The 23,612-nt window shown below is 74.5% G+C and carries 22 protein-coding genes; 1 reads left to right on the top strand and 21 read right to left on the bottom strand.

The window, feature by feature from the left end; genetic code table 11:
- Positions 1 to 91 precede the first annotated feature (91 nt).
- The 21 genes from V5D56_RS12675 to mraZ form a co-directional block, all read right to left on the bottom strand.
- Positions 92 to 607, bottom strand: coding sequence for a GNAT family N-acetyltransferase (locus V5D56_RS12675; RefSeq protein ID WP_435735680.1), 516 nt, complete (start codon positions 605 to 607; stop codon positions 92 to 94).
- Entirely contained in the window at positions 604 to 1,536 is a 933-nt protein-coding gene (locus V5D56_RS12670; protein WP_435735679.1) for an RluA family pseudouridine synthase, read from the bottom strand. Before V5D56_RS12670 ends, V5D56_RS12675 begins: the two co-directional genes overlap by 4 nt.
- On the bottom strand, positions 1,533 to 2,255 hold the full coding sequence (locus V5D56_RS12665) for a signal peptidase II (protein ID WP_435735678.1): 723 nt from the start codon (positions 2,253 to 2,255) through the stop codon (positions 1,533 to 1,535). The genes V5D56_RS12670 and V5D56_RS12665 overlap by 4 nt, the downstream gene beginning before the upstream one ends.
- A gap of 80 nt (positions 2,256 to 2,335) precedes the next feature.
- Positions 2,336 to 2,797: a TraR/DksA family transcriptional regulator gene (locus V5D56_RS12660; RefSeq protein ID WP_435735677.1), complete on the bottom strand. Its 462-nt coding sequence runs from the start codon at positions 2,795 to 2,797 to the stop codon at positions 2,336 to 2,338.
- A 133-nt stretch (positions 2,798 to 2,930) separates the two neighbouring features.
- A complete protein-coding gene (locus V5D56_RS12655; protein WP_435735676.1) occupies positions 2,931 to 3,602 on the bottom strand; it encodes a DivIVA domain-containing protein in 672 nt (223 codons plus the stop codon).
- A 195-nt stretch (positions 3,603 to 3,797) separates the two neighbouring features.
- Complete coding sequence (locus V5D56_RS12650; protein ID WP_435739026.1) at positions 3,798 to 4,082, bottom strand: YggT family protein; 285 nt, start codon at positions 4,080 to 4,082, stop codon at positions 3,798 to 3,800.
- 66 nt (positions 4,083 to 4,148) lie between these two features.
- Complete coding sequence (locus V5D56_RS12645; protein ID WP_251150750.1) at positions 4,149 to 4,634, bottom strand: cell division protein SepF; 486 nt, start codon at positions 4,632 to 4,634, stop codon at positions 4,149 to 4,151.
- Between the two features lie 168 nt (positions 4,635 to 4,802).
- Positions 4,803 to 5,585, bottom strand: coding sequence for a polyphenol oxidase family protein (locus V5D56_RS12640; protein WP_435735675.1), 783 nt, complete (start codon positions 5,583 to 5,585; stop codon positions 4,803 to 4,805).
- Positions 5,582 to 6,925, bottom strand: coding sequence for a cell division protein FtsZ (gene ftsZ, locus V5D56_RS12635; RefSeq protein WP_435735674.1), 1,344 nt, complete (start codon positions 6,923 to 6,925; stop codon positions 5,582 to 5,584). The genes V5D56_RS12640 and ftsZ overlap by 4 nt, the downstream gene beginning before the upstream one ends.
- A 175-nt stretch (positions 6,926 to 7,100) precedes the next feature.
- The gene (locus tag V5D56_RS12630; protein WP_435735673.1) at positions 7,101 to 8,192 is read right to left on the bottom strand and encodes a cell division protein FtsQ/DivIB; all 1,092 of its coding nucleotides are present in this window, start codon (positions 8,190 to 8,192) and stop codon (positions 7,101 to 7,103) included.
- Entirely contained in the window at positions 8,192 to 9,571 is a 1,380-nt protein-coding gene (murC, locus tag V5D56_RS12625; protein WP_435739025.1) for a UDP-N-acetylmuramate--L-alanine ligase, read from the bottom strand. The genes V5D56_RS12630 and murC overlap by 1 nt, the downstream gene beginning before the upstream one ends.
- Positions 9,572 to 9,645: 74 nt before the next feature.
- Positions 9,646 to 10,782 carry an undecaprenyldiphospho-muramoylpentapeptide beta-N-acetylglucosaminyltransferase gene (gene murG, locus V5D56_RS12620; RefSeq protein WP_435735672.1) on the bottom strand — a complete coding sequence of 379 codons (1,137 nt, stop codon included), beginning with the start codon at positions 10,780 to 10,782 and terminating at the stop codon, positions 9,646 to 9,648.
- 92 nt (positions 10,783 to 10,874) lie between these two features.
- Positions 10,875 to 12,203: a putative lipid II flippase FtsW gene (gene ftsW / locus V5D56_RS12615; protein ID WP_435735671.1), complete on the bottom strand. Its 1,329-nt coding sequence runs from the start codon at positions 12,201 to 12,203 to the stop codon at positions 10,875 to 10,877.
- Between the two features lie 2 nt (positions 12,204 to 12,205).
- Positions 12,206 to 13,651, bottom strand: a complete 1,446-nt coding sequence (gene murD, locus V5D56_RS12610) for a UDP-N-acetylmuramoyl-L-alanine--D-glutamate ligase (protein ID WP_435735670.1) — start codon at positions 13,649 to 13,651, stop codon at positions 12,206 to 12,208.
- Positions 13,652 to 13,653: 2 nt separating this feature from the next.
- The gene (gene mraY, locus V5D56_RS12605) at positions 13,654 to 14,736 is read right to left on the bottom strand and encodes a phospho-N-acetylmuramoyl-pentapeptide-transferase (RefSeq protein WP_435735669.1); all 1,083 of its coding nucleotides are present in this window, start codon (positions 14,734 to 14,736) and stop codon (positions 13,654 to 13,656) included.
- Positions 14,733 to 16,187 (bottom strand): UDP-N-acetylmuramoyl-tripeptide--D-alanyl-D-alanine ligase, encoded by a 1,455-nt coding sequence (locus V5D56_RS12600; RefSeq protein WP_435735668.1) that lies wholly within the window; start codon positions 16,185 to 16,187, stop codon positions 14,733 to 14,735. Before V5D56_RS12600 ends, mraY begins: the two co-directional genes overlap by 4 nt.
- Positions 16,184 to 17,914, bottom strand: a complete 1,731-nt coding sequence (locus V5D56_RS12595; protein WP_435735667.1) for a UDP-N-acetylmuramoyl-L-alanyl-D-glutamate--2,6-diaminopimelate ligase — start codon at positions 17,912 to 17,914, stop codon at positions 16,184 to 16,186. Before V5D56_RS12595 ends, V5D56_RS12600 begins: the two co-directional genes overlap by 4 nt.
- Positions 17,915 to 18,029: 115 nt before the next feature.
- Positions 18,030 to 19,811, bottom strand: coding sequence for a peptidoglycan D,D-transpeptidase FtsI family protein (locus V5D56_RS12590; protein WP_435735666.1), 1,782 nt, complete (start codon positions 19,809 to 19,811; stop codon positions 18,030 to 18,032).
- A 323-nt stretch (positions 19,812 to 20,134) separates the two neighbouring features.
- Complete coding sequence (locus tag V5D56_RS12585) at positions 20,135 to 20,590, bottom strand: hypothetical protein (protein WP_435735665.1); 456 nt, start codon at positions 20,588 to 20,590, stop codon at positions 20,135 to 20,137.
- Positions 20,587 to 21,618: a 16S rRNA (cytosine(1402)-N(4))-methyltransferase RsmH gene (rsmH, locus tag V5D56_RS12580; RefSeq protein WP_435735664.1), complete on the bottom strand. Its 1,032-nt coding sequence runs from the start codon at positions 21,616 to 21,618 to the stop codon at positions 20,587 to 20,589. Before rsmH ends, V5D56_RS12585 begins: the two co-directional genes overlap by 4 nt.
- A 167-nt stretch (positions 21,619 to 21,785) precedes the next feature.
- Positions 21,786 to 22,262 (bottom strand): division/cell wall cluster transcriptional repressor MraZ, encoded by a 477-nt coding sequence (mraZ, locus tag V5D56_RS12575; protein WP_435735663.1) that lies wholly within the window; start codon positions 22,260 to 22,262, stop codon positions 21,786 to 21,788.
- Positions 22,263 to 22,672: 410 nt separating this feature from the next.
- On the opposite strand from mraZ, the gene V5D56_RS12570 reads away from it, so the two are divergent.
- The gene (locus V5D56_RS12570; RefSeq protein ID WP_435739024.1) at positions 22,673 to 23,611 is read left to right on the top strand and encodes an AAA family ATPase; all 939 of its coding nucleotides are present in this window, start codon (positions 22,673 to 22,675) and stop codon (positions 23,609 to 23,611) included.
- Position 23,612: the final 1 nt, after the last annotated feature.

The raw sequence follows: 23,612 nt of genomic DNA, 5'->3' as shown, positions 1-23,612 counted from the left end.
GTGTGACGAAGGACTCCGATGTGACGAAGGACCTTGAGCGCGGCGACGCCCGAGCTCGGCCGGCCCCGCGCGCGGAAGTGATCGTGCGGCGTCAGCGAACGGCGGTGAGAGTCTTCGCGGCGTCGCGGTGGTCGATGCCCGCGTCGAGGTACACGGGTCCGGAGACCGCGTAGCCGAGGCGCTCGTAGAAGCCGATCGCCTGGACCTGGGCCGAGAGCAGGACGCGCACGCTGCGCCGCCCGTCGGCGTCCGACGTCGCGTGCTCGGCGAGGGCGATCTCCTCCAGGGCGCGCATCACGGCAGCGCCCGCGCCGGTCCCGCGAGCCGACGCCGCGACGGCCACGCGGCCGATGTGCGTCTCCCCCGGGTGCGCCGGGTCGGTCAGGAGGCGACCGGTACCGACGACGGCGCCGTCCTCCTGCGTGTCCCGCACGAGCACGTGCGTCGTCGTGGGTGCGGTGTCGAGGTCGTCGATCTCCTCCTCCGCGGGGACCTGCTGCTCGTCGACGAACACGGCCAGCCGCAGGGTGTGCGCGGCGGCCAGCCCGGCGGCGTCGTGCACCCGTTCCACGAGGAGCCGCGGGGCGCGCGGACCGGCGGCGCTCACGCGTACGCCCCGCGCAGGACGTCGAGCGCGTGCACGAGGTCGTCCGGGTACGTCGACGCGAGCTCGAGCCACTGCCCCGTGCCCGGGTGCTCGAAGCCGAGCCGCATCGCGTGCAGCCACTGCCGCGTGAGGTCCACGCGAGACGCGAGGACCGGGTCGGCGCCGTAGGTCAGGTCGCCGACGCACGGGTGGCGCAGCGCCGAGAAGTGCACGCGGATCTGATGCGTGCGACCCGTCTCGAGGTGCACCTCCACGAGGGAGGCGGCCGGGAGCATCTCGAGCACCTCGTAGTGGGTGACGGACGGCTTGCCCTCGGCCGTCACCGCGAACTTCCAGTCGCTGCTCGGGTGGCGACCGATGGGCGCGTCGATCGTGCCGGTCGTCGGCTCGGGGTGGCCCTGGACGAGCGCGTGGTAGACCTTGTCGACCGTGCGCTCCTTGAAGGCCCGCTTGAGGGCGGTGTACGCGGTCTCGCTCTTCGCGACGACCATGAGCCCGGACGTGCCGGCGTCGAGGCGGTGCACGATCCCCTGGCGCTCGGCGGCACCGGACGTCGAGATCCGGTAGCCCGCGGCGGCGAGCGCGCCGACGACCGTCGGGCCGGTCCAGCCGGGCGACGGGTGCGCGGCGACACCGACCGGCTTGTCAACGACGACGAGGTCGTCGTCGTCGTGCACGATGCCCATGCCGGGCACCGGCTCGGCGACGACCTCCACCGCGGCGGGCGCGGCGTCGGGCACGTCGACCTCGAGCCACGCGCCCGCGACGAGCCGCTCGGACTTGCCGACCTCGCGGCCGTCGAGACGCACCGCGCCGTCCGCCGCGAGCTCCGCGGCGCGCGTGCGCGAGAACCCCAGCAGCCGCGCGAGACCCGCGTCGACGCGTTCGCCCGCGAGGCCGTCGGGGACGGGGAGCGAGCGCAGGCTCACCGCGCCTCCCCCTCCGTGGTGCCGGCGCTCTGCGGGTCGCCCTCGACCGGGTCCGCCCCGTCGGCGTCCGGCGCACCCTCTGCCGCACCCTCCTCGTCGCGACCCTGGCGCGTCCCGTCGAGGCCGATGCCGAGCACGGACAGCACCGCGATCATCACGGCAGCGGCGACGATCGCGATGTCGGCGACGTTGCCGACGAAGAAGCCGGCGTAGTCGATGAAGTCGACGACGTGCCCGCGCGCGAAGCCGGGCTCGCGGAAGAGCCGGTCGACCAGGTTCCCGACCGCGCCACCGAGCAGCAGACCGAGCGCGATCGCCCAGCCGCGCGAGCCGATCTTGCCGACCATGCGCACGATGACCACGACCACCGCGACGACGACGATCGTGAGCAGCCACGTCATGCCGGTCGCGATCGAGAGCGCCGCCCCCGGGTTGTACAGCAGGCGCAGGCCCAGCAGCGAGCCGACGAGTCGGACCGGGTCGGCACCGAGCTCCAGGGTCGACTCCGCCCACCACTTGGTGAGCTGGTCGAGCACGAGGACCAGGACGGCGAGGCCGACGGTCCACGCGACGAGGCGTCCGCGTGACCGACCCGCCGGGACGGACGCGGGCTCCGCCGGGGCCGTGGCGGGCGGCGCGAGGTCGGCGGGCAGGTCGGTGGAGGGACCCGACGGTCGTTCGACGGGGTCGACGGGTTCGGGGCGCGAGGAGGTGGACATCGGCCGCAAGTCTGCCACGTGCGGGTCGCTCGCCGGGCCTCGCGGCCCCCGACGGGCGGGCTCCTGCCAGGCGGTGGGCGTCAGCGGCGCTCTTCGCGCTGCTTCGCCTCGACCGACAGGTTGGCGCGCGGGAAGGCCTGGAGCCGCGCCTTGCCGATGGGCAGGCCCGAGGCCTCGCACGTCGCGTAGGTGCCCGCCGCGATGCGGTCGAGGGCGTGCGTCGTCTGGGCGAGGAGGTCGCGCACGTTGTTGACGAGGGTGAGCTCCTGCTCCCGCTCGAGCGCGCTCGACCCGGAGTCCGCCTGGTCGTCGCCCGCTCCGTCGCCCGAGTCCCGCAGGAGGTTCGACAGGGCCTCGTCCGCCTGGGCCAGCTCGCCCTCCAGGCGCTCCTTCTCCGACAGGAGCTCCGAGGCCAGCTCCTCGACCTCGCGCAGGGTCCACGGCTCCTCGCCCTCGCGCACGGGGAAGGACTTGACGTCCTTCGCGAGGTTCGGGAACTGTTCGCGCACGGCCGACCTGGCCGCGGTGGTGAGCTTGGTCATCTGCCCCTCCTGGATCGAGTCACGCGAGAGTAGACGCAGCGGCCGGTACGCACAACACACCACGCCGTCCCCCGGGAGGGAGGGATCGCGGTGCGCGTGCGTACCGGCCGCTGCCGGACGGTCGACGCTGGGGCTAGATGCCGGACGCGAGGTCGCTCGCGCGACCGGACCCGCCGACGTTGCTGCGCGGCGGGAGCGCGCTGCCCCGGTTGTCCAGGTCCCCGAGCAGGTTCTGCAGGTAGCTCTTGAGGCGCGTGCGGTAGTCGCGCTCGAAGAGGCGGAGCTCGTCGATCTTGCGCTCGAGGAGCGAACGCTCCTGCTCGAGCTGGGAGAGCGTGCGGTGCGAGGTCTCCTCGGCCTCGCGCACGATGCGCGAGCCCTCGTCCTTCGCCTCGGCGATGAGCCGGTCGCCCTCCTCCTGCCCGGAGCGCACGTAGTCGTCGTGCAGCTTCTGGGCGAGCTGGAGCATCCCGGTCGCCGACTCCGGCTCCGCCGCGTTCTTCGTGACGACGGCCTGCGAGATGGGTGCTGCGGGAGCCGGCTCCGGCTCCGGTGCAGGCTTCGGCGCCTCGACGGGCGCCGGTGCCGCTGCTGCGGAGGACGCGTCGGCCCGGCTCAGCTCGGCGACACGACGCTCTGCGGCGGCGAGCTTCGACTTGAGCTCCTCGTTCTCCTCCTGCACGGAGTTGAGCGTCCTGACCACCTCGTCCAAGAAGTCGTCGACCTCTTCGACGTCGTAGCCCTCGCGGAACTTCGTCGCCGCGAACTTCTTGTTCAGGATGTCCTCTGCAGTGAGCAGTGCCATCGGTTCACCTCATCAGCGTTAGCGTCTCGGTCCGGGCGACCTCGCGATCGCCAGGATCCAACGTAGCGGAGTTTGCCGCCCGGAGCCCGGACCACGCCCGCGCTCGCGCGCCGGGCGAACGCCACGAGCAGGGGCGAACCGGACGTTCGGCACCGCGCTGGCGCGCGGCGACGCCCGGATCGGGTGACGTGCGTCTCAGATGCTCTGGACCACCTGGAGGGCGATCGTCACGGCGAGGAACAGCACGACGAAGCCGAGGTCGAGCCGGATCTGCCCGAGCGTGAGCGGCGGGATCAGGCGCCGCAGGAGGCGCAGCGGAGGATCCGTCGCGGTGTAGATCACCTCGGCGAGCACGAGCACAGCCCCCTTGGGGCGCCACTCGCGCGCGAACACCTGCACCCAGTCGAAGATCAGGCGCCCGATGAGCAGGATGAGATAGAGCCACAGGACGAACCCGAGGATGCCGGTCACGAGGTCCACGATCACGGGGACAACTGTGCCAGACGTCGCGCGGGTTCCGGTCCGCGCGGCTCGCGCCGCGCCGGGTCAGCTCTGGTTGTAGAAGCCCGCGCGCGTGTCGGGCGGCGGAGCCGCCTGCTCCTCGCCGGTGATCTCGACGTGCTCCGGGGAGAGCAGGAAGACCTTGTTCGTCACGCGCTCGATCGCCCCGTGCAGCCCGAAGATGAGACCGGCGGAGAAGTCGACGAGCCGCTTGGCGTCCGCGTCGTCCATGTCGGAGAGGTTCATGATGACCGGCGTCCCGCCGCGGAACGCCTCGCCGATCACGCGCGCGTCGTTGTACGACCGCGGGTGCACCGTGGTGATCCGGCGCAGCTCGGCGGCCGACATGCTGGTCTGCGGCACCTCGCGCGGACCGAGCGACCGGTGCAACGGCGTCACCTGGGCCTGGTAGTCCTGTGGCACGTCCGCCCCCGTCTCGTCGTACTCGTCGACGTACTCGTCCCGCTCGTCCTCGCCGCGATCATCCGCGAGGCCCAGATACAGCATGGTCTTGCGCAGCGCTCCCGCCATGGGCCTTGCTCCGTCCTCAACTCGTACCGTCGGACACCGGCCGCCCGACCGGTGAACCCACGCTAACCGAGCAGGTCGCGGCGGCCCGGCGCGACACGCCCGGGACGGACGATGCTCGTCCAGGGCTCCGGCGGGCCGTGCCGGAGCGCGCCGTCGGTGCTCAGGCGCTCAGGCGCTCACGAGCGCGACGAGTCCCGCGAACCGTCCGGTGGTCGCGCCCGCTCGTGTCGCCCGGCGGTGGGAGAACCAGCGGTCGTCCTCCACGGTGCAGACGCCGGTGCGCTCGACCGACGCGACGCCGGCCGCCTCGAGGTCGGCCCCGACCCCGGCGGGGAGGTCCAGCGCCGCCGTCCCCCACGACGTGGTGGACCAGGTCGCGGGCCGCGCGACCGCGACCTCGTCGCGCATCGTCGCCGGCACCTCGTAGCACGACCCGCAGACCGCCGGTCCGACGGCGGCACGCACCCTGCGCAGGTCCGCCCCGGCAGCGGCCATCGCTCCGAGCACGGCCGGGACCACACCCTCCGCGAGACCGCGCCGTCCTGCGTGCGCCGTCGCGACGACACCGGCCGCGGCGTCGGCGAGCAGGACGGGAACGCAGTCGGCGACGAGCACACCGAGCCCGACGTCCGCCGCGCCCGTCGCGACGAGGGCGTCGGCGTCGCCGACGGAGTCCGCCGGGACGTCGACACCGTCCGGCCCGGCAAGGTCGCGGTCGAGCACCACGACACCGGTCCCGTGCACCTGCGTCGAGAACAGCGCCGGCCGCCCCAGCCACGTGGAGGCCCGTCGCCGGTTCGCCCGGACCCGCGCCGCGTCGTCGTGCACGCCCAGACCGAGGTTGAGGCTGTCCCAGGGAGACGGCGACACCCCGCCCGCCCGGGTCGTGAAGCCCGCCCGGACCCCGGGCCCGAGGTCCACCTCGAGCACGGGGAGCCGGTCGGCCGTCACTTGAGGAAGTCGGGCACGTCGAGCTCTTCCACCTTGCGACGCGCGGGCTCCTCGTCGTAGATGCGCGGGGGCACCTCGACGGACGGGTTCTGCCCTCCGGGGGCGGGGTCGGCGTTGTGGTTCGCCGCCTGGTCCGACCCCACCACGGTGAACGTCGGGGTGGCGGGCTGCACCGGGACCGGTCCGCTCCCGCCGTCGAGCGTCACGGGCACGTCGTCACCCTCGGTCGCGATGGGGACCACAGGGCGCGGCAACGTGTGCGCGCCCGTCGCGGGCGCCGGCGCCGGGGGCACCTGGCGCGCGCCCGGGACGGCCGGGATCGCGCTCGTCGCGGGACGCTGGGTGGAGCCCGCGACCTGACCCAGACCGCGGCCGTCGCCGCGGACCTGCGGCGCGCCGCCGTCGAACCCGGCCGCGATGACCGTGACCCGGACCTCGTCCCCGAGCGCGTCGTCGATCACGGCACCGAAGATGATGTTCGCCTCCGTGTGCGCGGCCTCGTGGACGAGGCGCGCGGCCTCGTTGATCTCGAAGAGCCCGAGGTCGGAGCCGCCCTGGATCGACAGGAGCACGCCGTGCGCGCCGTCGATGCTCGCCTCGAGCAGCGGCGAGGAGATCGCCAGCTCGGCCGCCTGGACGGCGCGGTCCTCGCCGCGCGCCGAGCCGATGCCCATGAGCGCGCTGCCCGCGCCCTGCATGACCGACTTGACGTCGGCGAAGTCGAGGTTGATGAGCCCCGGCGTGGTGATGAGGTCCGTGATGCCCTGGACACCGGACAGCAGCACCTGGTCGGCCTGGTGGAAGGCCTGGAGCGCCGAGACGTTGCGGTCGGACATCGACAGCAGCCGGTCGTTGGGGATGACGATGAGCGTGTCGACCTCGTTGCGGAGGTTCTCGATGCCCTGGTCGGCCTGCACCGAGCGACGGCGACCCTCGAAGGTGAAGGGACGCGTGACCACACCCACGGTGAGCGCCCCGAGCGAGCGCGCGATGCGGGCGACGACCGGCGCGCCGCCCGTGCCGGTGCCGCCGCCCTCGCCCGCCGTGACGAAGACCATGTCGGCGCCGCGCAGGACGTCCTCGATCTCCTCGGCGTGGTCCTCGGCGGCCTTCTTGCCGACCTCGGGGTCGGCGCCGGCACCGAGCCCGCGCGTGAGCTCACGGCCGACGTCGAGCTTGACGTCGGCGTCCGACATCAGCAGGGCCTGCGCGTCGGTGTTGATGGCGATGAACTCGACGCCCTTGAGGCCGACCTCGATCATCCGGTTGACGGCGTTCACGCCACCGCCGCCGATGCCGACCACCTTGATCACTGCCAGGTAGTTCTGCGGAGTTGCCACGTCGATGCCTCTCGATCTGTCAGCCCTGAACCTTCACCCTCAACTAGAGGGTTAGAGTTATGTCAGGTGGTGCCATGTGTCGACGGTAGGGGCCGACCAACCCTTCATCAACGACCCGCCTGCGCGTGTCGGAATCCTTCGTACTGCGTGTCCGCGCGCGGACGACGCCGGGCGCTCACCGCGTGACCGGCAGCGTCGGCGCCGAGACGTCGTAGACGGTCACACCCGCGTTCTCCGGCACGGCGCGCAGCGTCTGGAGCACACGGACCTTGAGCGCCGCGTCCTCCGAGCTCCCCCACTCCACCGTCACGCCGTCGCGCAACCGCATGACGACGGCGTCGCGCGTCGACGCCGAGACCTCGGCCACCTGCGCGTGCAGCTCGGGCGGCAGCGCGTTGACGAGCACGAGCGCCGACTCGAGGGCGCGGCGGCCCGTGTCGTCGAGCGGGACGTCGACCTCGGGCAGCCCCTCCGGGACGGCCGGTTCCGTCCGCACCTGGACGCCGTCGGCGTCGAGCAGCGCATAGGCCCCGTCGAGGGGCACCGCGACGACCGGCTCGCGGGACTCGAGCCGGACGTCGAGCCCGTTCGGCCACGTCCGCCGGATCTCGACGTCCCGGACCCCGTTGAGCGCGAGCACGCGCTCACGCAGCGCGACCGTGTCGAGCCGAGGCAGCGGGACGCCCTGCTCCTCGGCCACGACCCCCGCGACCTGCGCGGGGTCGATCACCGTGCCCTCGCCGCTGATCGTCACGTCCTGCGGATCGAGCCCCAGCACCGGCGAGAAGAACGCGACCCAGCCGAGCGCGGCCGCGGTCAGCACGCCGACCGTCCACCACAGCACGCGCCGCAGGACGCGGTGACGACGCATCGCGTCGCGCTCCGCGAGCCGCTGCGCCATGCCGTGCGAGACGACGCCCACCGGTGCCGTCACGGGTCCGCGCCCGCCGTCCGCACCCGCCCGCGAGCCGGTCGGCGCACCCCGCGGGGAGCGCGTCGCGCCGGACGCCCGGACGAGCTCCGTCCCGGGACGCGGCACGGGCACGGTCGGGACGTCGTGGGCCCGTGGGTCCGGACGTGCCGCCGTGCGGGCCGGCATCTCGCGCGACGCGTCGCGCCCCTCGCCCCGACCGCGTGCCCCGGTCCGTCCGCGACCGCCGTCCGACGACGCGTCGGCCGCCAGCGCGGGCTTCGCCGACGCGGGGTCGACGGCGCGCGGCCGGTCCGACCGCGGCGCGGCCGGTCGGGGACGAGGGGGCGGACGCATCAGCCGTCGACTCCCGCGTCCCGCGCGGCGAGCCGGTCGAGGACGACGGCACCGAGCTCGGTCACGTCGCCCGCACCGACCGTCAGGACGAGGTCGCCGGGGCGCGCGACGTCGGCGGCACGGTGGGCCGCCTCGACCCTGTCCTCGACCGCCGTCGCCAGACCCGGGCGCACGAGGTCGACGATCGTGCGCGCGTCGACGGCCGGGTCGGGGTCCTCGCGCGCCGCGTAGACGCCGGTGACGACGACGAGGTCCGCGGCACCGAGCGCGTCCGCGAACTCGCGCGCGAAAGCGCGCGTCCGGGAGTAGAGGTGCGGCTGGAAGAGGACGACGACGCGGCCGTCGCCCGCCACGGGCCGCGCCGCGGCGAGCAGGGCGGCGATCTCCGTCGGGTGGTGCGCGTAGTCGTCCACGACGCGCACGCCGCCCGCCTCGCCCCGCGCCTCGAACCGCCGGCCCGTCCCGAGGAAGTCGTGCGCCGACGACACCGCGACGGCCGGGTCCACGTCGAGCAGGACCGCGGTCGCGACGGCCGCGGTCGCGTTGAGCACGTTGTGCTGCCCCGGGACGCGCAGCTCGAGCTCGAGACCCTCGACCGCCCGCCCCGCGACGTTCCCGTCGAGCGTCGCGCGCGCTCCCCCGCGGGCACCCTCCGCGGCGACCGCGCGCACGTCGTGCACGCGCAGGTCGGCCTCGGAGCTCGCGCCGTAGGTGACCACCGCTCCCCCGCCCGCGCCGTGCGCGCGCGCGAGCGCGAGGGAGCCCGGGTCGTCGGCGCACGCCACGAGCGTCCCGCCGGGCAGGATCCGGGCGGCGAACTCGACGAACGCCTGCTCGAACGCGGCGCGCGAGCCGTAGTGGTCGAGGTGGTCGGGCTCGACGTTCGTCACGACGGCGACGTGGGGCGCGTAGTTGAGGAAGGACCCGTCCGACTCGTCCGCCTCCGCGACGAGCACGTCGCCGCGACCCAGGTGCCCGCCCGGGACGGGGCCGTCCGCCGTGAGCACCGTGCCGCCGATCGCGAACGACGGGTCGACGCCCGCGCCGCGCAGCACGGTCGCGATCATCGCGGAGGTCGTGGTCTTGCCGTGCGCTCCGGCGACGGCGACCGCTCGCCCCTGCGCCATGAGCGCCGCGAGGGCCTGCGACCGGTGCAGCACGCGCAGGCCGGCGGCGCGGGCCGCGGCGAGCTCGGGGTTGCTCTCGCGCACCGCGCTCGAGACCACGACCGTGTCGGCACCCTCGACGTGCGCGGCGTCGTGCCCTGCCCACACCCGCAGCCCGTCGGCGCGGAGCGCGGCGAGCGCCTCGCTCTCGCGCGCGTCGGAGCCCTGCACGGGCACGCCGCGGGCCGCGAGCAACCGGGCGACCACGGACATCCCGGCGCCGCCGACCCCGACGAGGTGGACGGTGCCCAGGTCCTCCAGGCGCACCACGTCCTGGGCGGCGCCGCTCACGGACGTGCCCCCTCGGCCACGGCCGCGGCGACGAGGTCCGCGACGCGCGCCGCGCCGTCGCGCACGCCGGCGCTCGCCGCGGCACGTGCCATCGCGGCGAGACGGACGGGGTCGCCCAGGAGCCCCGGCACGTTCCGTGCCACCCACGTGGCGTCCATCGCGGCGTCGTCGACGAGCAGGCCGCCCCCGGCGTCGACGACGGCCGTGGCGTTGAGCCGCTGCTCGCCGTTGCCGATCGGGAGGGGGACGTACACGGCCGGGACGCCCAGCGCCGCGAGCTCACCGACGGTGCCCGCGCCCGCCCGGCAGACCACGAGGTCCGCCACCGCGAGCGCGAGCTGCATCTCGGCGAGGTACTCGCGCACGTCGTAGCGCGCGCCGCCGACGGCGACGCCCGCGACCGCCTCCCGCACGGGCCCGTCCTTGCCGCGGCCCGTGAGGTGCAGCACCTGGGCGCCCGCGCCGAGCAGCTCGCCCGCCGCGCCCGAGACCGCCTCGTTGAGGCTCTGCGCACCGAGCGACCCGCCCGTGACCACGAGCGTGGGCGCGGTCGGGTCGAGCCCGAGGCTCGCGGCGGCGCGTGCCCGGACGCCGGCGGGGTCGGTCGTGCGTGCGGCGACGAGGTCCGCGATCTCGCGGCGCAGCGGCAGGCCCGTGACGACCCCGCCCTTGAGCGGCGTGCCCTCGAACGTCACCCCGACCCGCGACGCCCAGCGCGCACCGGCCCGGTTCGCGAGACCCGGGCGCGCGTTCTGCTCGTGCACGACGATCGGCACCCCACGACGGTGCGCCGCGACGTAGGCGGGCGTCGAGACGTACCCGCCGAAGCCCACGACGACGCGCGCGCCGGTCTCGTCGATGGCCGCGCCCGCGGCGTCGACCGCTGCCCTGAACCGACCGGGCAGGTTGATCCACTCGGTGCTCGGCCGCCGCGGGAGCGGCACGCGCGGCACGTGCCGCAGCGGGTAGCCGCGCGCGGGCACGAGGTCGTCCTCCAGCCCGCCGGCGACACCGAGCGCCGTCACCACGAGCCCGGGCTCACGCGCCCGCAGCTCGTCCGCCACCGCGAGCAGCGGGTTGACGTGCCCCGCCGTCCCGCCCCCCGCGAGCACCACAGATCCGATCGTCGTCACGTACCTCGTCGTCCTTCCTTGCGCGGCGGGTGCCGCGTCGTCATGTGGTCGGGTGGTGCTCGTGCCGGCGCCCCCGGGGCCGGGCCACGCGCTCAGGTGGTGCGGCGGCGCGGCCTGGCGGTCCGGCCGACGACCGCGAGCGAGCGGCGGACGACGCTCCCCCGCGCGGCGAGCGCCTCCGCCGCGCCGGGCTCGGTGCGCGCGAAGGAGATGACGACGCCGAGCGCCGCCATCGTCATGATGAGCGCCGTGCCACCCGCCGAGACGAGCGGCAGCGGGACGCCGATCACGGGCAGCAGCCCGATGACCACGCCGATGTTGATGAACGCCTGGCCCACGATCCAGCACGCGATCGCCGCGGTCGTGATCTTGACGAACGGGTCGGGGTGGCGCCGCACGATCCGGCTCATCGCGAGACCGAGCACGACGAACAGACCGAGGACGAGCAGCGTCCCGAGGAGCCCGAGCTCCTCGCCGATCACGGCGAAGATGTAGTCGTTGTGCGCCTCCGGGAGATAGTTCCACTTCTCCCGGCTGGCACCGAGACCCACACCGGTGAGCCCGCCGGTGCCGAGCGCCCAGAGCCCGTGCGTCGGCTGGTAGCACTCCCCCAGCGTGTCGATGCACTCGCCGTAGGCCGACGTGATGCGTCCGAGCCGGTCGCCGCCGTCCTGCTGGAGGATGAACGCGTAGCCGACGACGAACGCGGCGGCCGCGGCGCCCAGGCCCAGCAGTCGCGTGCTCGCGCCCGAGACGAAGAAGGCGCCCGCGACGAGCAGCATGATGACGAGCGCCGTCCCGAGGTCGTGCCCGCCCATGACGAGCCCGACGACGACGAGCGCCCCCGGCACCGCGGGCACGACGACGTGGCGCCACCGGCCGAGCAGGTGCTGCTTGCGCCCGAGGACGACGCCGAGCCACAGGGCGAGCGCGAGCTTCGCGATCTCCGACGGCTGGAACGACAACGTCCCGAGCGCGATCCAGCCCGTGTTCCCGCCCCGGCTCTCACCGATGAACAGCACGGCCACGAGCAGCGCGAGCGCGACGGCGAGCCCCGGCCACGCGAGCGCCTTGTACCAGCGCACGGGCAGGCGCGAGGCGACGAGCAGCACGGGCAGGCCGATGAGGACGAACTGCCCCTGGCTGAGCAGCGCCCCGAACGGCGACCTGCCTTCGGCGATCTCCGTCACGGCCGAGCTGGAGAACACCATGACGAGCCCGATGATCGTCAGGAGCGTGGTCGCGCCGACGAGCAGGTAGTAGCTCGTCACGGTGCTGTTCCACTGGCCCAGCCACTGCCGCTCGGCGGCCGGAGCCGTCCGTGCGGGCCGGGCGGCCGTGCGTGGCGCGGTGCCCGGGGAGCGCCGTGGCGCCTTCCCCGTGCGCGACGTCGAGGTGCGGCCGCTCGCGGTCTGCGTCATGGCTACCCGTGCTCGGGCACGAGGGCGCGGGCGGCCGCGGCGAACGCGTCGCCGCGTGCCGCGTACGACCGGAACTGGTCCATCGACGCCCCCGCCGGCGCGAGCAGCACCGTGTCGCCGGGGACGGCGAGACGGCGGGCGGAGTCGACGGCGCGGGTCATCACCGTCCCAGTGTCGCCAGGATCGATGCGCACGACGGGGATATCCGGCGCGTGTCGGGCGAGGGCGGACGCGAACGGCTCGGCCTCGACCCCGATGAGCACGACGGCACGCAGCCGCTCGGCGCGCGACGCGACGAGCTCGTCGAACGACGCCCCCTTCGCGAGGCCCCCCGCGACCCAGACGACGGTCCCGGCGGCGAAGGCCGCGAGGGATGCGGAGGCCGCGTGCGCGTTGGTGGCCTTGGAGTCGTCGACGTACGCGACGCCGTCGACCGTCGCGACCTGCTGGATCCGGTGCGCGCCCGTGCGGAAGTCGCGCAGCCCGTCGCGCACGGCGACGGCGGGCACGCCGTGGGCCCGCGCGAGCGCCGCGGCGGCCAGGGCGTTCGCGACGACGTGCGACGGCACCTGCCCGTCCGCGCCGGCGAGGTGCGCGAGGTCGTCGAGGGTCGCGAGCTCGGCCGCGTACGTGTGGCGGTCGCGCGCGTCGGCGGGCGCGTGGAAGGCCCGGTCGACGAGCACACCCTCGACCACGCCGAGCTGCCCGCGCGCGGGCGCGCCGAGCGTGAACCCCACCGCGCGCGCACCCTCGACGACGTCGGCCTCGACGACGAGCGCCTCGGTGCGCGGGTCGGCGACGTTGTAGACGCACGCGACCTGGGCGCCGGAGTAGACCCGTCCCTTGTCGGCCGCGTAGGCGTCGATCCCCCCGTGCCAGTCGAGGTGGTCGGGCGCCACGTTGAGGACCGCCCCCGCCTCGGGCGACGTCGTGTGCGTGTAGTGGAGCTGGAAGCTCGAGAGCTCGACGGCCAGGACCCCGAGCGCGGGGTCGAGCGCGGCCTCGACGACGGGCGTCCCGACGTTCCCGACCGCCGCGGCACGCAGCCCGGCGGTGCGCAGGATGGTCTCGAGCATCTCGACGGTCGTCGTCTTGCCGTTGGTGCCGGTGACCGCGAGCCACGGCGCGGGGTGGCCCGCGGGGCCGTCGACGCGCAGGCGCCACGCGAGCTCGACCTCGCTCCACACCGGCACTCCTCGCGCGGCGGCCGCCACGAGGAACGGGTGGCTGGGTGCCCAGCCGGGCGAGGCCACGACGAGGTCCGTCTCGCCCAGGTCCACGGCGTCCGCCGAGCGCACGTCGGCGTCGTCGGCGCGGTCGTCGAGCGTGACGACGTGCGCCGCCCGGGGCCGCAGGGCGGCCACGGCGGCCCGGCCGGACACGCCCAGCCCGGCGACCACGACCCGGGCGTCCGCGAGCGGCACGGCGAGGTCGTGACGGTCGCGCACCACTAGCCGACCACCCACTCGGCGTAGAAGATGCCCATGCCGAGCGCGGCGAACAGCCCGGCGATGAGCCAGAACCGGATGACGATCGTGACCTCGCCCCACCCGGACAGCTCGAAGTGGTGGTGCAGCGGCGCCATCTTGAACACGCGCCGCCGGGTCATCTTGAAGAACCCGATCTGGATGATGTCCGACATGACGATGATGACGAAGAGCCCGCCGATGATCGCCGCGAGGATCTCGGTGCGCGAGAGGATCGAGAGCCCGGCGAGCGCCCCGCCGAGCGCGAGCGAGCCGGTGTCGCCCATGAAGATCTTGGCCGGGCTCGCGTTCCACCACAGGAAGCCGAAGCACGCGCCCATGATGGCGGCCGCGATGATCGCGAGGTCCTGCGGGTCGCGCACCTCGTAGCAGCGTGGTCCCGCCGAGACGATCCGCTGGCACGTCTGGTTGAGCTGCCAGATGCTCACGAGGATGTAGGCGCCGAACACGATGAGCGACACGCCCGTCGCGAGCCCGTCCAGGCCGTCGGTGAGGTTCACGGCGTTGGACCACGCCGTGATGAGGAAGTTCGCCCAGATGACGAAGAGGATCAGCCCGACCGTCACCCCCGCGAACGCGAGGTCGAGATTCGTGTCGCGCAGGAACGAGATGCGCGTGGACGCGGGCGTCCGGCCGTTCTCGTTGGGGAACTGCAGGGCGAGCACGGCGAACGTGATGCCGACCGCTCCCTGGCCGACGATCTTCGCGCGCGCGGTGAGCCCGAGGCTGCGCTGCTTCTTGATCTTCGTGAAGTCGTCGAGGAAACCGACGAGTCCGAGCCCCGTCATGAGGAACAGCACGAGGAGCGCCGAGACGCTCGGGAAGCGCCCCGACACCACGTAGGACATCGCCCAGCCGACCAGCGTCGCGCCGATGATCACGACGCCGCCCATCGTCGGTGTGCCGCGCTTCGTGAAGTGCGCCGTCGGGCCGTCCTGGCGGACGAACTGCCCGTAGTTGCGGTGCACGAGGAAGCGGATGAACAGCGGCGTCCCGAACAGCGCGACGAGCAGCGAGACGCCCGCCGCGACGAGGACCGCGATCATGCGGCGCCTCCCTGCGCCTCGCCGGGCGCACCGGCCGGGTCGGTCGGCTCCGCCGCGGCGAGCTCGTCGCCCAGACGCCACAGGCCGGACCCGTTGGAGGCCTTGACGAGCACGACGTCCCCTTCCCGGAGCTCCTCGCGCAGCAGCGCGGCGGCTGCCGCGACGTCGGGCACGAAGCGCGTCTCGTCGCCCCAGGAGCCCTCCTGGGTCGCGCCGTCGTGGATGCCACCGGCACCCTCGCCGACCACGACGAGCAGCTTGATGTTCAATCGCACCACGAGACGGCCGATGTCGTCGTGCGCGACGCGCGCGTCGTCGCCCAGCTCGAGCATCTCGCCGAGCACGGCGACCGAGCGCCGGTCGCGCCCCGCGACGACCGCGAGGGCCTTGAGCGCGGCGCGCATCGAGTCCGGGTTCGCGTTGTACGAGTCGTCGATGACCGTCACGCCGTCCGCGCGCTCGGTCACCTGCATGCGGTGCGGGCTCAGGGCGCGCGCGTCGGACAGGCGGGCCGCGACGTCGGGCAGCGCGACCCCGAGCCGCAGCGCCGCGGTGGCGGCGGCGAGGGCGTTCGTCACGTGGTGCTCGCCGACGAGGCCCAGCGTCACGGCGGCCTCGGCGGTCTCGCCCCCGGCGGTCGCGCGGGTGCGCAGCGTGAAGGCGACGCGTCCGGTGCGGTCGATGCGCAGGCCCTCGGCGCGCACGTCCGCAGAGGGGATCGTGCCGAACGTGACGACCTCGCCGGGCGCCACGCCGGCCATCGCGGCGACGCGCAGGTCGTCGGCGTTGAGCACGGCGGTGCCGCCCGGCGCGAGCCCGGTGACGATCTCCGACTTCGCCCGCGCGACGGCCTCGATCCCGCCGAACTCGCCGAGGTGCGCGCTGCCGACCGTGAGGACGACCGAGACGTCCGGCGGGGCGATGCGCGTGAGGTAGGTGAGGTGCCCGACGCCGCTCGCGCCCATCTCGAGGACGAGGTACCGCGTCGAGGCGTCCGCCTCGAGCACGGTCAGCGGCAGGCCGATCTCGTTGTTGAACGAGCCCTGCGGGACGACGGTCGGCCCCTCGGCCCGCAGGAGCTGACCGAGCAGGTCCTTGGTCGTGGTCTTGCCGACCGAGCCGGTCACGCCGACGACCCGCAGGTCTCCGCGCTCGCGCAGCGTCGCGAGCACGTGCCGGGCGAGCTCGCCCAGCGCCGTCTGCACGTCGTCGACGACGACGCACGGCTCGTCCAGCTCGCGCGCGGCCAGGACGAGGGTCGCACCGGCCGCGACGGCGCGCGGCGCGAAGTCGTGCCCGTCGACGTGGTCGCCGGGCAGGGCGACGAACAGCGCACCCGGCACGACCTTGCGGGAGTCGACGACGACGGGGCCCGGCACCCGCACGTCGGGGTCGGCGGACAGCCGTCCACCGGTCGCTGCGGCCACCTCGGCCGCAGTGAGCTCGATCATGCGTGGTGCTCCTTCGGGTCGTGCGTCGTCGCGAGAGATGCGGGGGCCGGCGGCCCGGAGGACGTGTCCGTCGGCGTACCGGGCCGGTCCGCGCGAGGGGGGTCCGGTGGGGCCCCGGTCCGCTGCGCGAGTGCCGCGCGGGCCTCCACGCGGTCGTCGAGCGGGTGGTCGACGCCCGCGATCTCCTGCCACACCTCGTGGCCGCGGCCCGCGACGAGGACGGTGTCCTGCGGACCGGCGTCGGCGACCGCCTCGTGGATGGCGCGCGCGCGCGGAGCGACCTCGCGCACGACGACGTCGCGCGGCTCGGGCGCACCGCGCAGGGAGTCGCGCGCGGCCAGCGCCCCGGGCAGCACCTCGGCCCGGATGGCGGCCGGGTCCTCCCCGTGCGGGTCGTCGTCGGTCACGACGACCACGTCGGCGCCGTCGACGGCGACCGCACCCATGGTCGGCCGCTTGCCGCGGTCGCGGTCGCCCGTCGCGCCGAACACGACGACGAGGCGGCCGGGCGTCGTCGGGCGCAGCGCGTCCAGCGCGAGCGCGAGCGCGTCGGGGTTGTGCGCGAAGTCGACGACCACGCGCGGCTCGTGGGGCGCCGTCGAGACGAGCTCCATGCGCCCCGGCACGGCGGGAGCCAGTCCCCCTGCGGCGGCGAGAGCCGCCTCGACGTCGCGCGCGTCGGAGCCGGCCTCGAGGACCATGGCGAGGGCGAGCGCGGCGTTCGCCACGTTGAAGCCGCCCGGGAGCGCCGTCGACGTGCGGACGGCGCGGCCGTCGCGGTGCCGCAGGGTGAACGACGTGCCGCCGGCCGCGGCCGCGTGGACGTCGGCGACGGTCCAGTCGGCCGGCGCGACGTCGGCCCCGGCGTCGGGCTCCGGACCGGCTACGCGGAGCGTCGCGACGGGGACCCGGGAAGCGGCGGCCATCCGCTCACCCCACGCGTCGTCCACGACGACGACGCCGCGCCGCGCGTGCTCGGGCGTGAAGAGCAGCGACTTCGTCTCGAAGTACTCCTGGAGGTCGCCGTGGAAGTCGAGGTGGTCCTGGCTGAGGTTGGTGAACCCGACGACGTCGAACACGAGCCCGTCGACGCGGTGCAGCGCGAGCGCGTGCGACGAGACCTCCATCGCGAGCGTGCTCACCTCGTCCTCGCGCATCGCCGCGAGGAGCGCCTGGAGGTCCGCGGCCTCGGGAGTCGTCAGGCGGCTCGGCAGGACCCGGTCCCCCGAGCGCATCTCGACCGTGCCGATGAGACCGCCCTTCCAGCCGAGCGCGCGCAGCACGTGGTCGAGGAGGTACGTCGTCGTCGTCTTGCCGTTCGTCCCCGTGACGCCGAACGTCGTGAGCCGCTCCGCGGGGTTGCCGTAGACCCAGGCGGCGAGCGGGCCGAGCAGCGACCGCGGGTCGTCCGCGACGAGGACGGGGACGCCGGTCACGGCGTCGGCCAGGAGGAGGGCACCCTGCTCGTCCGTGAGGACAGCGCGCGCACCGCGCTCGACCGCCGCGGCGGCGAACCCGGCGCCGTGCGCGCGGGCACCCGGCAGCGCGACGAAGAGGTCGCCGTCGGCGACGGCCCGGTCGTCCGAGGCGACCGACCAGATCTCGACCGCCGCGGCGTCGTCGCCCCGGGTGCCGCCGCGGACCGCGAGCCCGAACCGGGCGGCCGCGTCCCCCACGGTGCGGTGCGCGGACAGGGCGGGACGAATGCGGTCGATCGGGGATGTCACGTGTAGAACCTACCGTGCCGGTGTGCGACTCCCGGCCTCGCGGACGGGCCCCGCCCGCGCTTCACGGGACCTTCACCGCGGGGCCGACGAGGCCCGGTGACGTCCGCCACAGGGGTCACCACGTGGTGGGCAGCGGGACGTACGGCTCGGTGCTCGGCGCGACGCCCTGGTGCTCGAGCGTGAAGCCCATGATCTGGGAGAACACGGGCGCCGCGACGACCCCGCCGTAGATCGACGTGCGCGGGTTCTTGAGGAACACCGCGACGGTGTACCGGGGGTCGTCGGCGGGCGCCACACCGATGAAGGACGCCATGATCCCGGACAGCTGACCGTCGGCACCGGGCGCCTCGGCCGTGCCCGTCTTGCCCGCGACACGGTAGCCCGGGACGGCGGCCGCGGACCCCGTGCCGTCCTCCACCACGCTCTCCATCATCCGCAGCACCGTGTCGGCCGTCTCCTGCGAGACCACGCGCTCCGGCGGCTCCGTCTCGGCCGGCGTGAAGGCGCCGTCCGCCGACGTCGTGCCCGCGACGAGACGTGGCGTCCCCCGCAGCCCGCCGTTGGCGACGGTCGAGAACACGCTCGTCGCCTGCACCGCGTTGACCGAGACGCTCTGCCCGAACAGCACGGCGTACTCCGTGCGCCCGTCCCACGCGTCGGCCGGGTGCAGGATGCCCGCGGACTCGCCGGGCAGACCGAGACCGGTGTACTGGCCGAAGCCGAACTTGTGCAGGTAGTCGTAGCGCACCTGCTTGGGGATGCGCTCGCCCACCTGGACCGTGCCGGTGTTGGACGACTCCGCGAGGACGCCGGCGAGCGTCAGCCGCTCGACCCCGTGCTCGTGCGAGTCCTTGAACGTCTGGCCGTTCGGCGTCGTGTACAGGTAGGGCACCTCGAACTGCGTCGCGGCGTCGGCGTACCCGCCCTCGAGCGCCGCGGCCATCGTGACGACCTTGCCCGTCGAGCCGGGGTCGAAGATGTTCGACACGGCCCGGCTCGGGTTCGCCACGGCGTCGGTCGTGCGGTCGTTGGGGTTCACCGTCCCCGACTCCGCCAGCGCGAGCAGCTCGCTCGTGCGGACGTCCTGCACGACGGCGATCCCGAAGTCGGCGCCGGACTCGCGCACCGCGCGGTCCACCGCGTCCTGCGCCTTCCACTGCACGTCGTGCTCGATCGTCAGGCGCAGGTTCTCACCCGGCACGGCGGGGTCGGTCTCGCACTGCCCGGTCGGGATGAGCTGTCCGCCGAGCCCCGCCTCGCAGGACCGGGACCCCGGGGTCCCGGCGAGGACGTCGTCGTACGCGGCCTCGACCCCGCCCTGGCCGACCTGCTCGGCGTTCACGAAGCCGACGAGGTTCCCGGCGACCGTCCCGGCCGGGTACGAGCGCTCGCTCGTCGCGTCCGCGCGGATGAAGGCCGACAGGCGCAGCTCGGCGATCTCGCGCTGGACCTCCGGCGTGACCTCCTTCGCGAGGACGACGTAGCCCTCGCCGTTGAGGCGGGCCGCGAGCTCGGGTGCGGACTCCCCGAGGGCGGGGGCGAGCAGCTTCGCGACCCCGACGGCACCGCCCTCGGTGAGCTCCGTGCCGTCCGCGAGCTTCCTGCTGCCCGGGGTGAACGACTGGATCGCGGTGCGGTCCGCGCCGATCGTGTACCGGTCGACGGAGGTCGCGAGCACGACGCCGTCCGCGTCGGTGACGTCGCCGCGGTGCGCGATCATCGTCGTGCTGCGCAGCCTGTCGTCCCGCGCGGCGGCCGCGAGCGCCGGCCCCTTGATCACCTGCACGTTGACGAGCTGGCCGACGAAGAGCAGCACGACGAGCGTCGCGACCCCCATGAGCCAGCGCTGCCGGTTCTCGGGACGGCCCGGCTCACGGGGTGGCCGGGTCGGCCGCACGGGCCGACGGGGACCCGAACCAACCGACCGCGGAGCGCGGGGCGCCACGGACGCCGACCGCCCCGACACCGCGCGCGTCGTGGTCGAGCGGGCCGTGGTCGAGCGGGCCGTGGTCGAGCGCGCCGTCGTGCGCTGGGCGGCCGGCGTCGCAGCGGACGGCCGACCGGTCGCCGTTCGACCGGTCGCCGTGGTGGCGGCAGCCCGGGCCGTGGCAGGGCGTGGTGCGGACGACCGGGCAGGCGTCGACCGGGCAGGGTTCGGCCGCGGGACGGACGAGCGGGCCCCCGGTACGCCGGAGCGGTCGCGCCCTCCCGCCCGCGCCGTCACTGGCCGGCCCCCTCCTGCGGGACGCCGAGGACCACGCCGTCGGAGAGCCGGACCATGCTCGGGCTCGGCGCCTCCACCATGCCGAGCGCGATCGCGCGCTCGGGCAGCGACGCCTTGGCGTCCCAGACCTCCGCCTGCAACCGCTGCGTGTCCTGCCGCACCTGGCCCACCTCCCGCCGCAGCTCCGACATCTCGTAGGAGTTCTGCGCCATCGTCGTGTTCACCAGGAGAGCACACAGGAGCGCCAGACCCAGGAGCGACATGCACAGGACGAGGAACGGGACGCGCGATCGTGCCTGGAGCGGCGCTCGCACCACCTCGAGCCGGGACCGGGCTCCGCGCTCCGTCGCTCCGCCGGGCAGCGCCCTGAGGTCGGGGCGCGCGGGCCTGGCCTGCGGGCGTGCGGTGCGCGGGAGCGGGCGGGCGGTCGCGGTGGACCTCAGTGCGCTCATCGGTTCCTCTCCCCCGGTCGGTCCGGACGGTGCGTGGTGGTGTGCGGTCGGCGGTGCTGGGGCGTGGGGCGCGTGCGCTCGGCCGCACGGAGCCGCACCGACGCCGAGCGCGGGTTCGACTCCCGCTCGACGGTCGGGGCCTCCTCCGCGCCGCGGGTCAGCAGGCGCAGGTACGGCTGGGCCTCGTCCGGGACGACGGGCAGGCCGGGCGGGACGTCGACCGTCGAGCCCGCGGCGAGCGCCCGCTTGACGATGCGGTCCTCGAGCGAGTGGTAGGACTCGACGACGATCCTCCCGCCCACGGCGAGCGCGTCGACCGCCGCGGGGACGGCGCGCGCCAGCACCTCGAGCTCGCCGTTCACCTCGATGCGCAGCGCCTGGAACGTGCGCTTGGCCGGGTTGCCGCCCGTCGTGCGGGTCGCCGCGGGGATCGACGCGCGCACGAGGTCGACGAGGTCACCGCTGCGCGACCACGGCTCCTGCTCGCGGCGCCGCACGATCGCGCGCGCCACGCGCTGCGCGAACCGCTCCTCCCCGTACTCGCGCAGGATGCGGGTGAGCTCGCGCTCGTCGTACGTGTTGAGCACGTCGGCGGCCGTCCGGCCGGTCGTCGGGTCCATGCGCATGTCCAGCGGTGCGTCCTGCGCGTAGGAGAAGCCCCGCTCGCTCTCGTCGATCTGCAGCGACGAGACCCCGAGGTCCATGAGCACGCCCTGCACGGGCCCGCCCACGACGTCGGCCACGACCTCGCCGATCTCGTCGTACACCGCGTGCACGGCACGGAACCGGTCGCCGAACCGCGCGAGCCGTCGCGACGCCCGCGCGATCGCCTCGGGGTCGCGGTCGATGCCGACGACGCGCGCCCCCGGGACCTGGTCGAGGACGGCCTCCGTGTGCCCGCCCATGCCGAGCGTGCAGTCGACGAGGACGGCACCGGGCACCTGGAGCGCCGGGGCGAGGAGGTCGACGCAGCGCTGGAGGAGGACGGGGACGTGGCGCTCGGCCGCGTCGTCGGGCGTGGTGCTCATCGTGTCGTGCCTCCTCTCGATGACTCGTGCGTCGTCGTGCCGTGCTGCCAATCGCCTACGGTGCCGGGACCGTCCGGTCAGGTCTCCCTCCGCGTCCTTTCTGGCGCCGGGGAAGTGCGCCAGACCGGGCGGGAGGAGACCTCACCGGACGGGAACCCGTGCCCGTCCTAGAAGCGCAGGTCCGGGAACACCTCCTCCGCGGTGTCGGCGTACGCCGACTCCTGCTCCGCGAGGTAGGTCTCCCAGGCCGCCGCGTCCCAGATCTCGACGCGGGTCCCCGCGCCGATCACGGCGACGTCGCGGTCGAGCCCTGCGTACGTCCGCAACGGTCCGGGGATCGAGACCCGGCCCTGCTTGTCCGGGATCTCGTCGCTCGCCCCCGACAGGAAGACCCGCAGGTAGTCCCGTGCCTGCTTGCTCGTCACGGGTGCCTGACGGATCTGGTCGTACATGCGGCGGAACTCGTCCATCGGCAGCAGGAACAGGCAGCGCTCCTGACCGCGCGTCATGACGAGCCCCGACGCGAGCCGGGGCCTGAACTTCGCAGGGAGGATGAGCCTCCCCTTGTCGTCCAGACGAGGGGTGAAGGTCCCGAGGAGCAGGCTCGAGGAACCACCGAGCACGTCGTCCACGAAGCCGGACATGCACCTGGCACCTCCCCTCCTGCTCCCAGTTCCTCCACGGTACTCCACTTCGCTCCACCGCTCTCGGGGAAACCGCGGGAATTCACCCCCCTTCGCAGGATCTCCGCAGGTCACGCCGGTGGAGAGGCGTGGAGGGGAGTTCTCCCCCAGGGCGTGGCGCGACGGCGCGGCGCCCCGCGGGCGGGACCCGCGCGGAGCCAGGCGCCGCCTCCCCGGCCCTCCGCTCGGAGCAGTGCTCGTCGTCAACTAGGCTCGTCCCACCTGCGGACTCCCTCTCCGCGGCAGCGCCACCACCGACGACGGAGGTCACCGTGCTCCCCGACATCGCCCCTGTCGCGTCGCCCGACGAGCACGAGGACCCGGCGGCGACGCCGGCCGGTCTCGACGAGCTGGTCGAGACGACGTCCCGCATGCGATCCGGCATCGAGTCCGTCGTCACGGGCAGGCCAGACCTCGTGAACGTGACGGTCGCCGTCCTGCTGGCCCAGGGTCACCTGCTCCTCGAGGACGTGCCGGGCGTCGGCAAGACCACGCTCGCGAAGGCGCTCGCCCGCACGATCGACTGCCAGGTCGGACGGATCCAGTTCACGCCCGACCTCCTGCCGAGCGACCTCACGGGCGTCAACATCTACCGCGCGGCCGACCACCGGTTCGAGTTCCGTCGCGGTCCGGTGTTCGCCAACATCGTCATCGGGGACGAGATCAACCGGGCGTCGCCGAAGACGCAGTCGGCCCTCCTGGAGTGCATGGAGGAAGGGCAGACCACCGTCGACGGCACGACCCACGCGCTGCCCCGCCCGTTCCTGGTCGTCGCCACCCAGAACCCGGTCGAGATGGAGGGGACCTACCCCCTCCCCGAGGCGCAGCGCGACCGCTTCATGGCCCGCCTCACGGTCGGCTACCCCGACCTCGACGCCGAGATCCTCATGCTCGAGCGCCAGGAGGCGGAGGACCCCTTCGCCCACCTGCGCCCGGTGACGACCGGGGACGCGATCCTGCGGTTCGCCGCCGTCGTCCGCTCGGTCTACGCCGCGCCCGCGGTGAAGCGCTACGTGCTCGACCTGGTGACGGCGACCCGACAGCACCCCGGCCTGCGGCTCGGCGCCTCGCCGCGCGCGTCGCTGCAGCTGCTGCGGGCGGCCAAGGCCCTCGCCGCCATGTCAGGGCGCGACCACGTGCTACCCGACGACGTCCAGTACCTCGCCGTCCCGGTCCTCGCACACCGTCTCGTCATCACCACGGAGACCCGCCTCGCCGGCCTGGACGCCCCCGCCGTCGTGTCCGCCATCCTGGCCCAGACGCCGGTCCCGGCGCGCGAGCCGTCCGAGCGGCAGCCCGAGCGGCGCTGAC

It is taken from the genome of Cellulosimicrobium sp. PMB13 (assembly GCF_051294865.1).
Classification (GTDB): domain Bacteria; phylum Actinomycetota; class Actinomycetes; order Actinomycetales; family Cellulomonadaceae; genus Cellulosimicrobium.
Note: the sequence above shows the minus strand (reverse complement) of the source record. Positions and strands in the feature narration are given on the sequence as shown.

Coding starts and splice junctions, on each gene's coding strand:
- ftsW (WP_435735671.1), bottom strand. CDS start 12,203: ATGACGCAGACCGCGAGCGGCCGCACCTCGACGTCGCGCACGGGGAAG.
- murC (WP_435739025.1), bottom strand. CDS start 9,571: ATGTCCGTGGTCGCCCGGTTGCTCGCGGCCCGCGGCGTGCCCGTGCAG.
- V5D56_RS12630 (WP_435735673.1), bottom strand. CDS start 8,192: ATGCGTCCGCCCCCTCGTCCCCGACCGGCCGCGCCGCGGTCGGACCGG.
- V5D56_RS12600 (WP_435735668.1), bottom strand. CDS start 16,187: ATGATCGAGCTCACTGCGGCCGAGGTGGCCGCAGCGACCGGTGGACGG.
- V5D56_RS12645 (WP_251150750.1), bottom strand. CDS start 4,634: ATGGCGGGAGCGCTGCGCAAGACCATGCTGTATCTGGGCCTCGCGGAT.
- mraZ (WP_435735663.1), bottom strand. CDS start 22,262: ATGTCCGGCTTCGTGGACGACGTGCTCGGTGGTTCCTCGAGCCTGCTC.
- V5D56_RS12570 (WP_435739024.1), top strand. CDS start 22,673: ATGCGATCCGGCATCGAGTCCGTCGTCACGGGCAGGCCAGACCTCGTG.
- rsmH (WP_435735664.1), bottom strand. CDS start 21,618: ATGAGCACCACGCCCGACGACGCGGCCGAGCGCCACGTCCCCGTCCTC.
- V5D56_RS12665 (WP_435735678.1), bottom strand. CDS start 2,255: ATGTCCACCTCCTCGCGCCCCGAACCCGTCGACCCCGTCGAACGACCG.
- V5D56_RS12660 (WP_435735677.1), bottom strand. CDS start 2,797: ATGACCAAGCTCACCACCGCGGCCAGGTCGGCCGTGCGCGAACAGTTC.
- V5D56_RS12585 (WP_435735665.1), bottom strand. CDS start 20,590: ATGAGCGCACTGAGGTCCACCGCGACCGCCCGCCCGCTCCCGCGCACC.
- V5D56_RS12655 (WP_435735676.1), bottom strand. CDS start 3,602: ATGGCACTGCTCACTGCAGAGGACATCCTGAACAAGAAGTTCGCGGCG.
- mraY (WP_435735669.1), bottom strand. CDS start 14,736: ATGATCGCGGTCCTCGTCGCGGCGGGCGTCTCGCTGCTCGTCGCGCTG.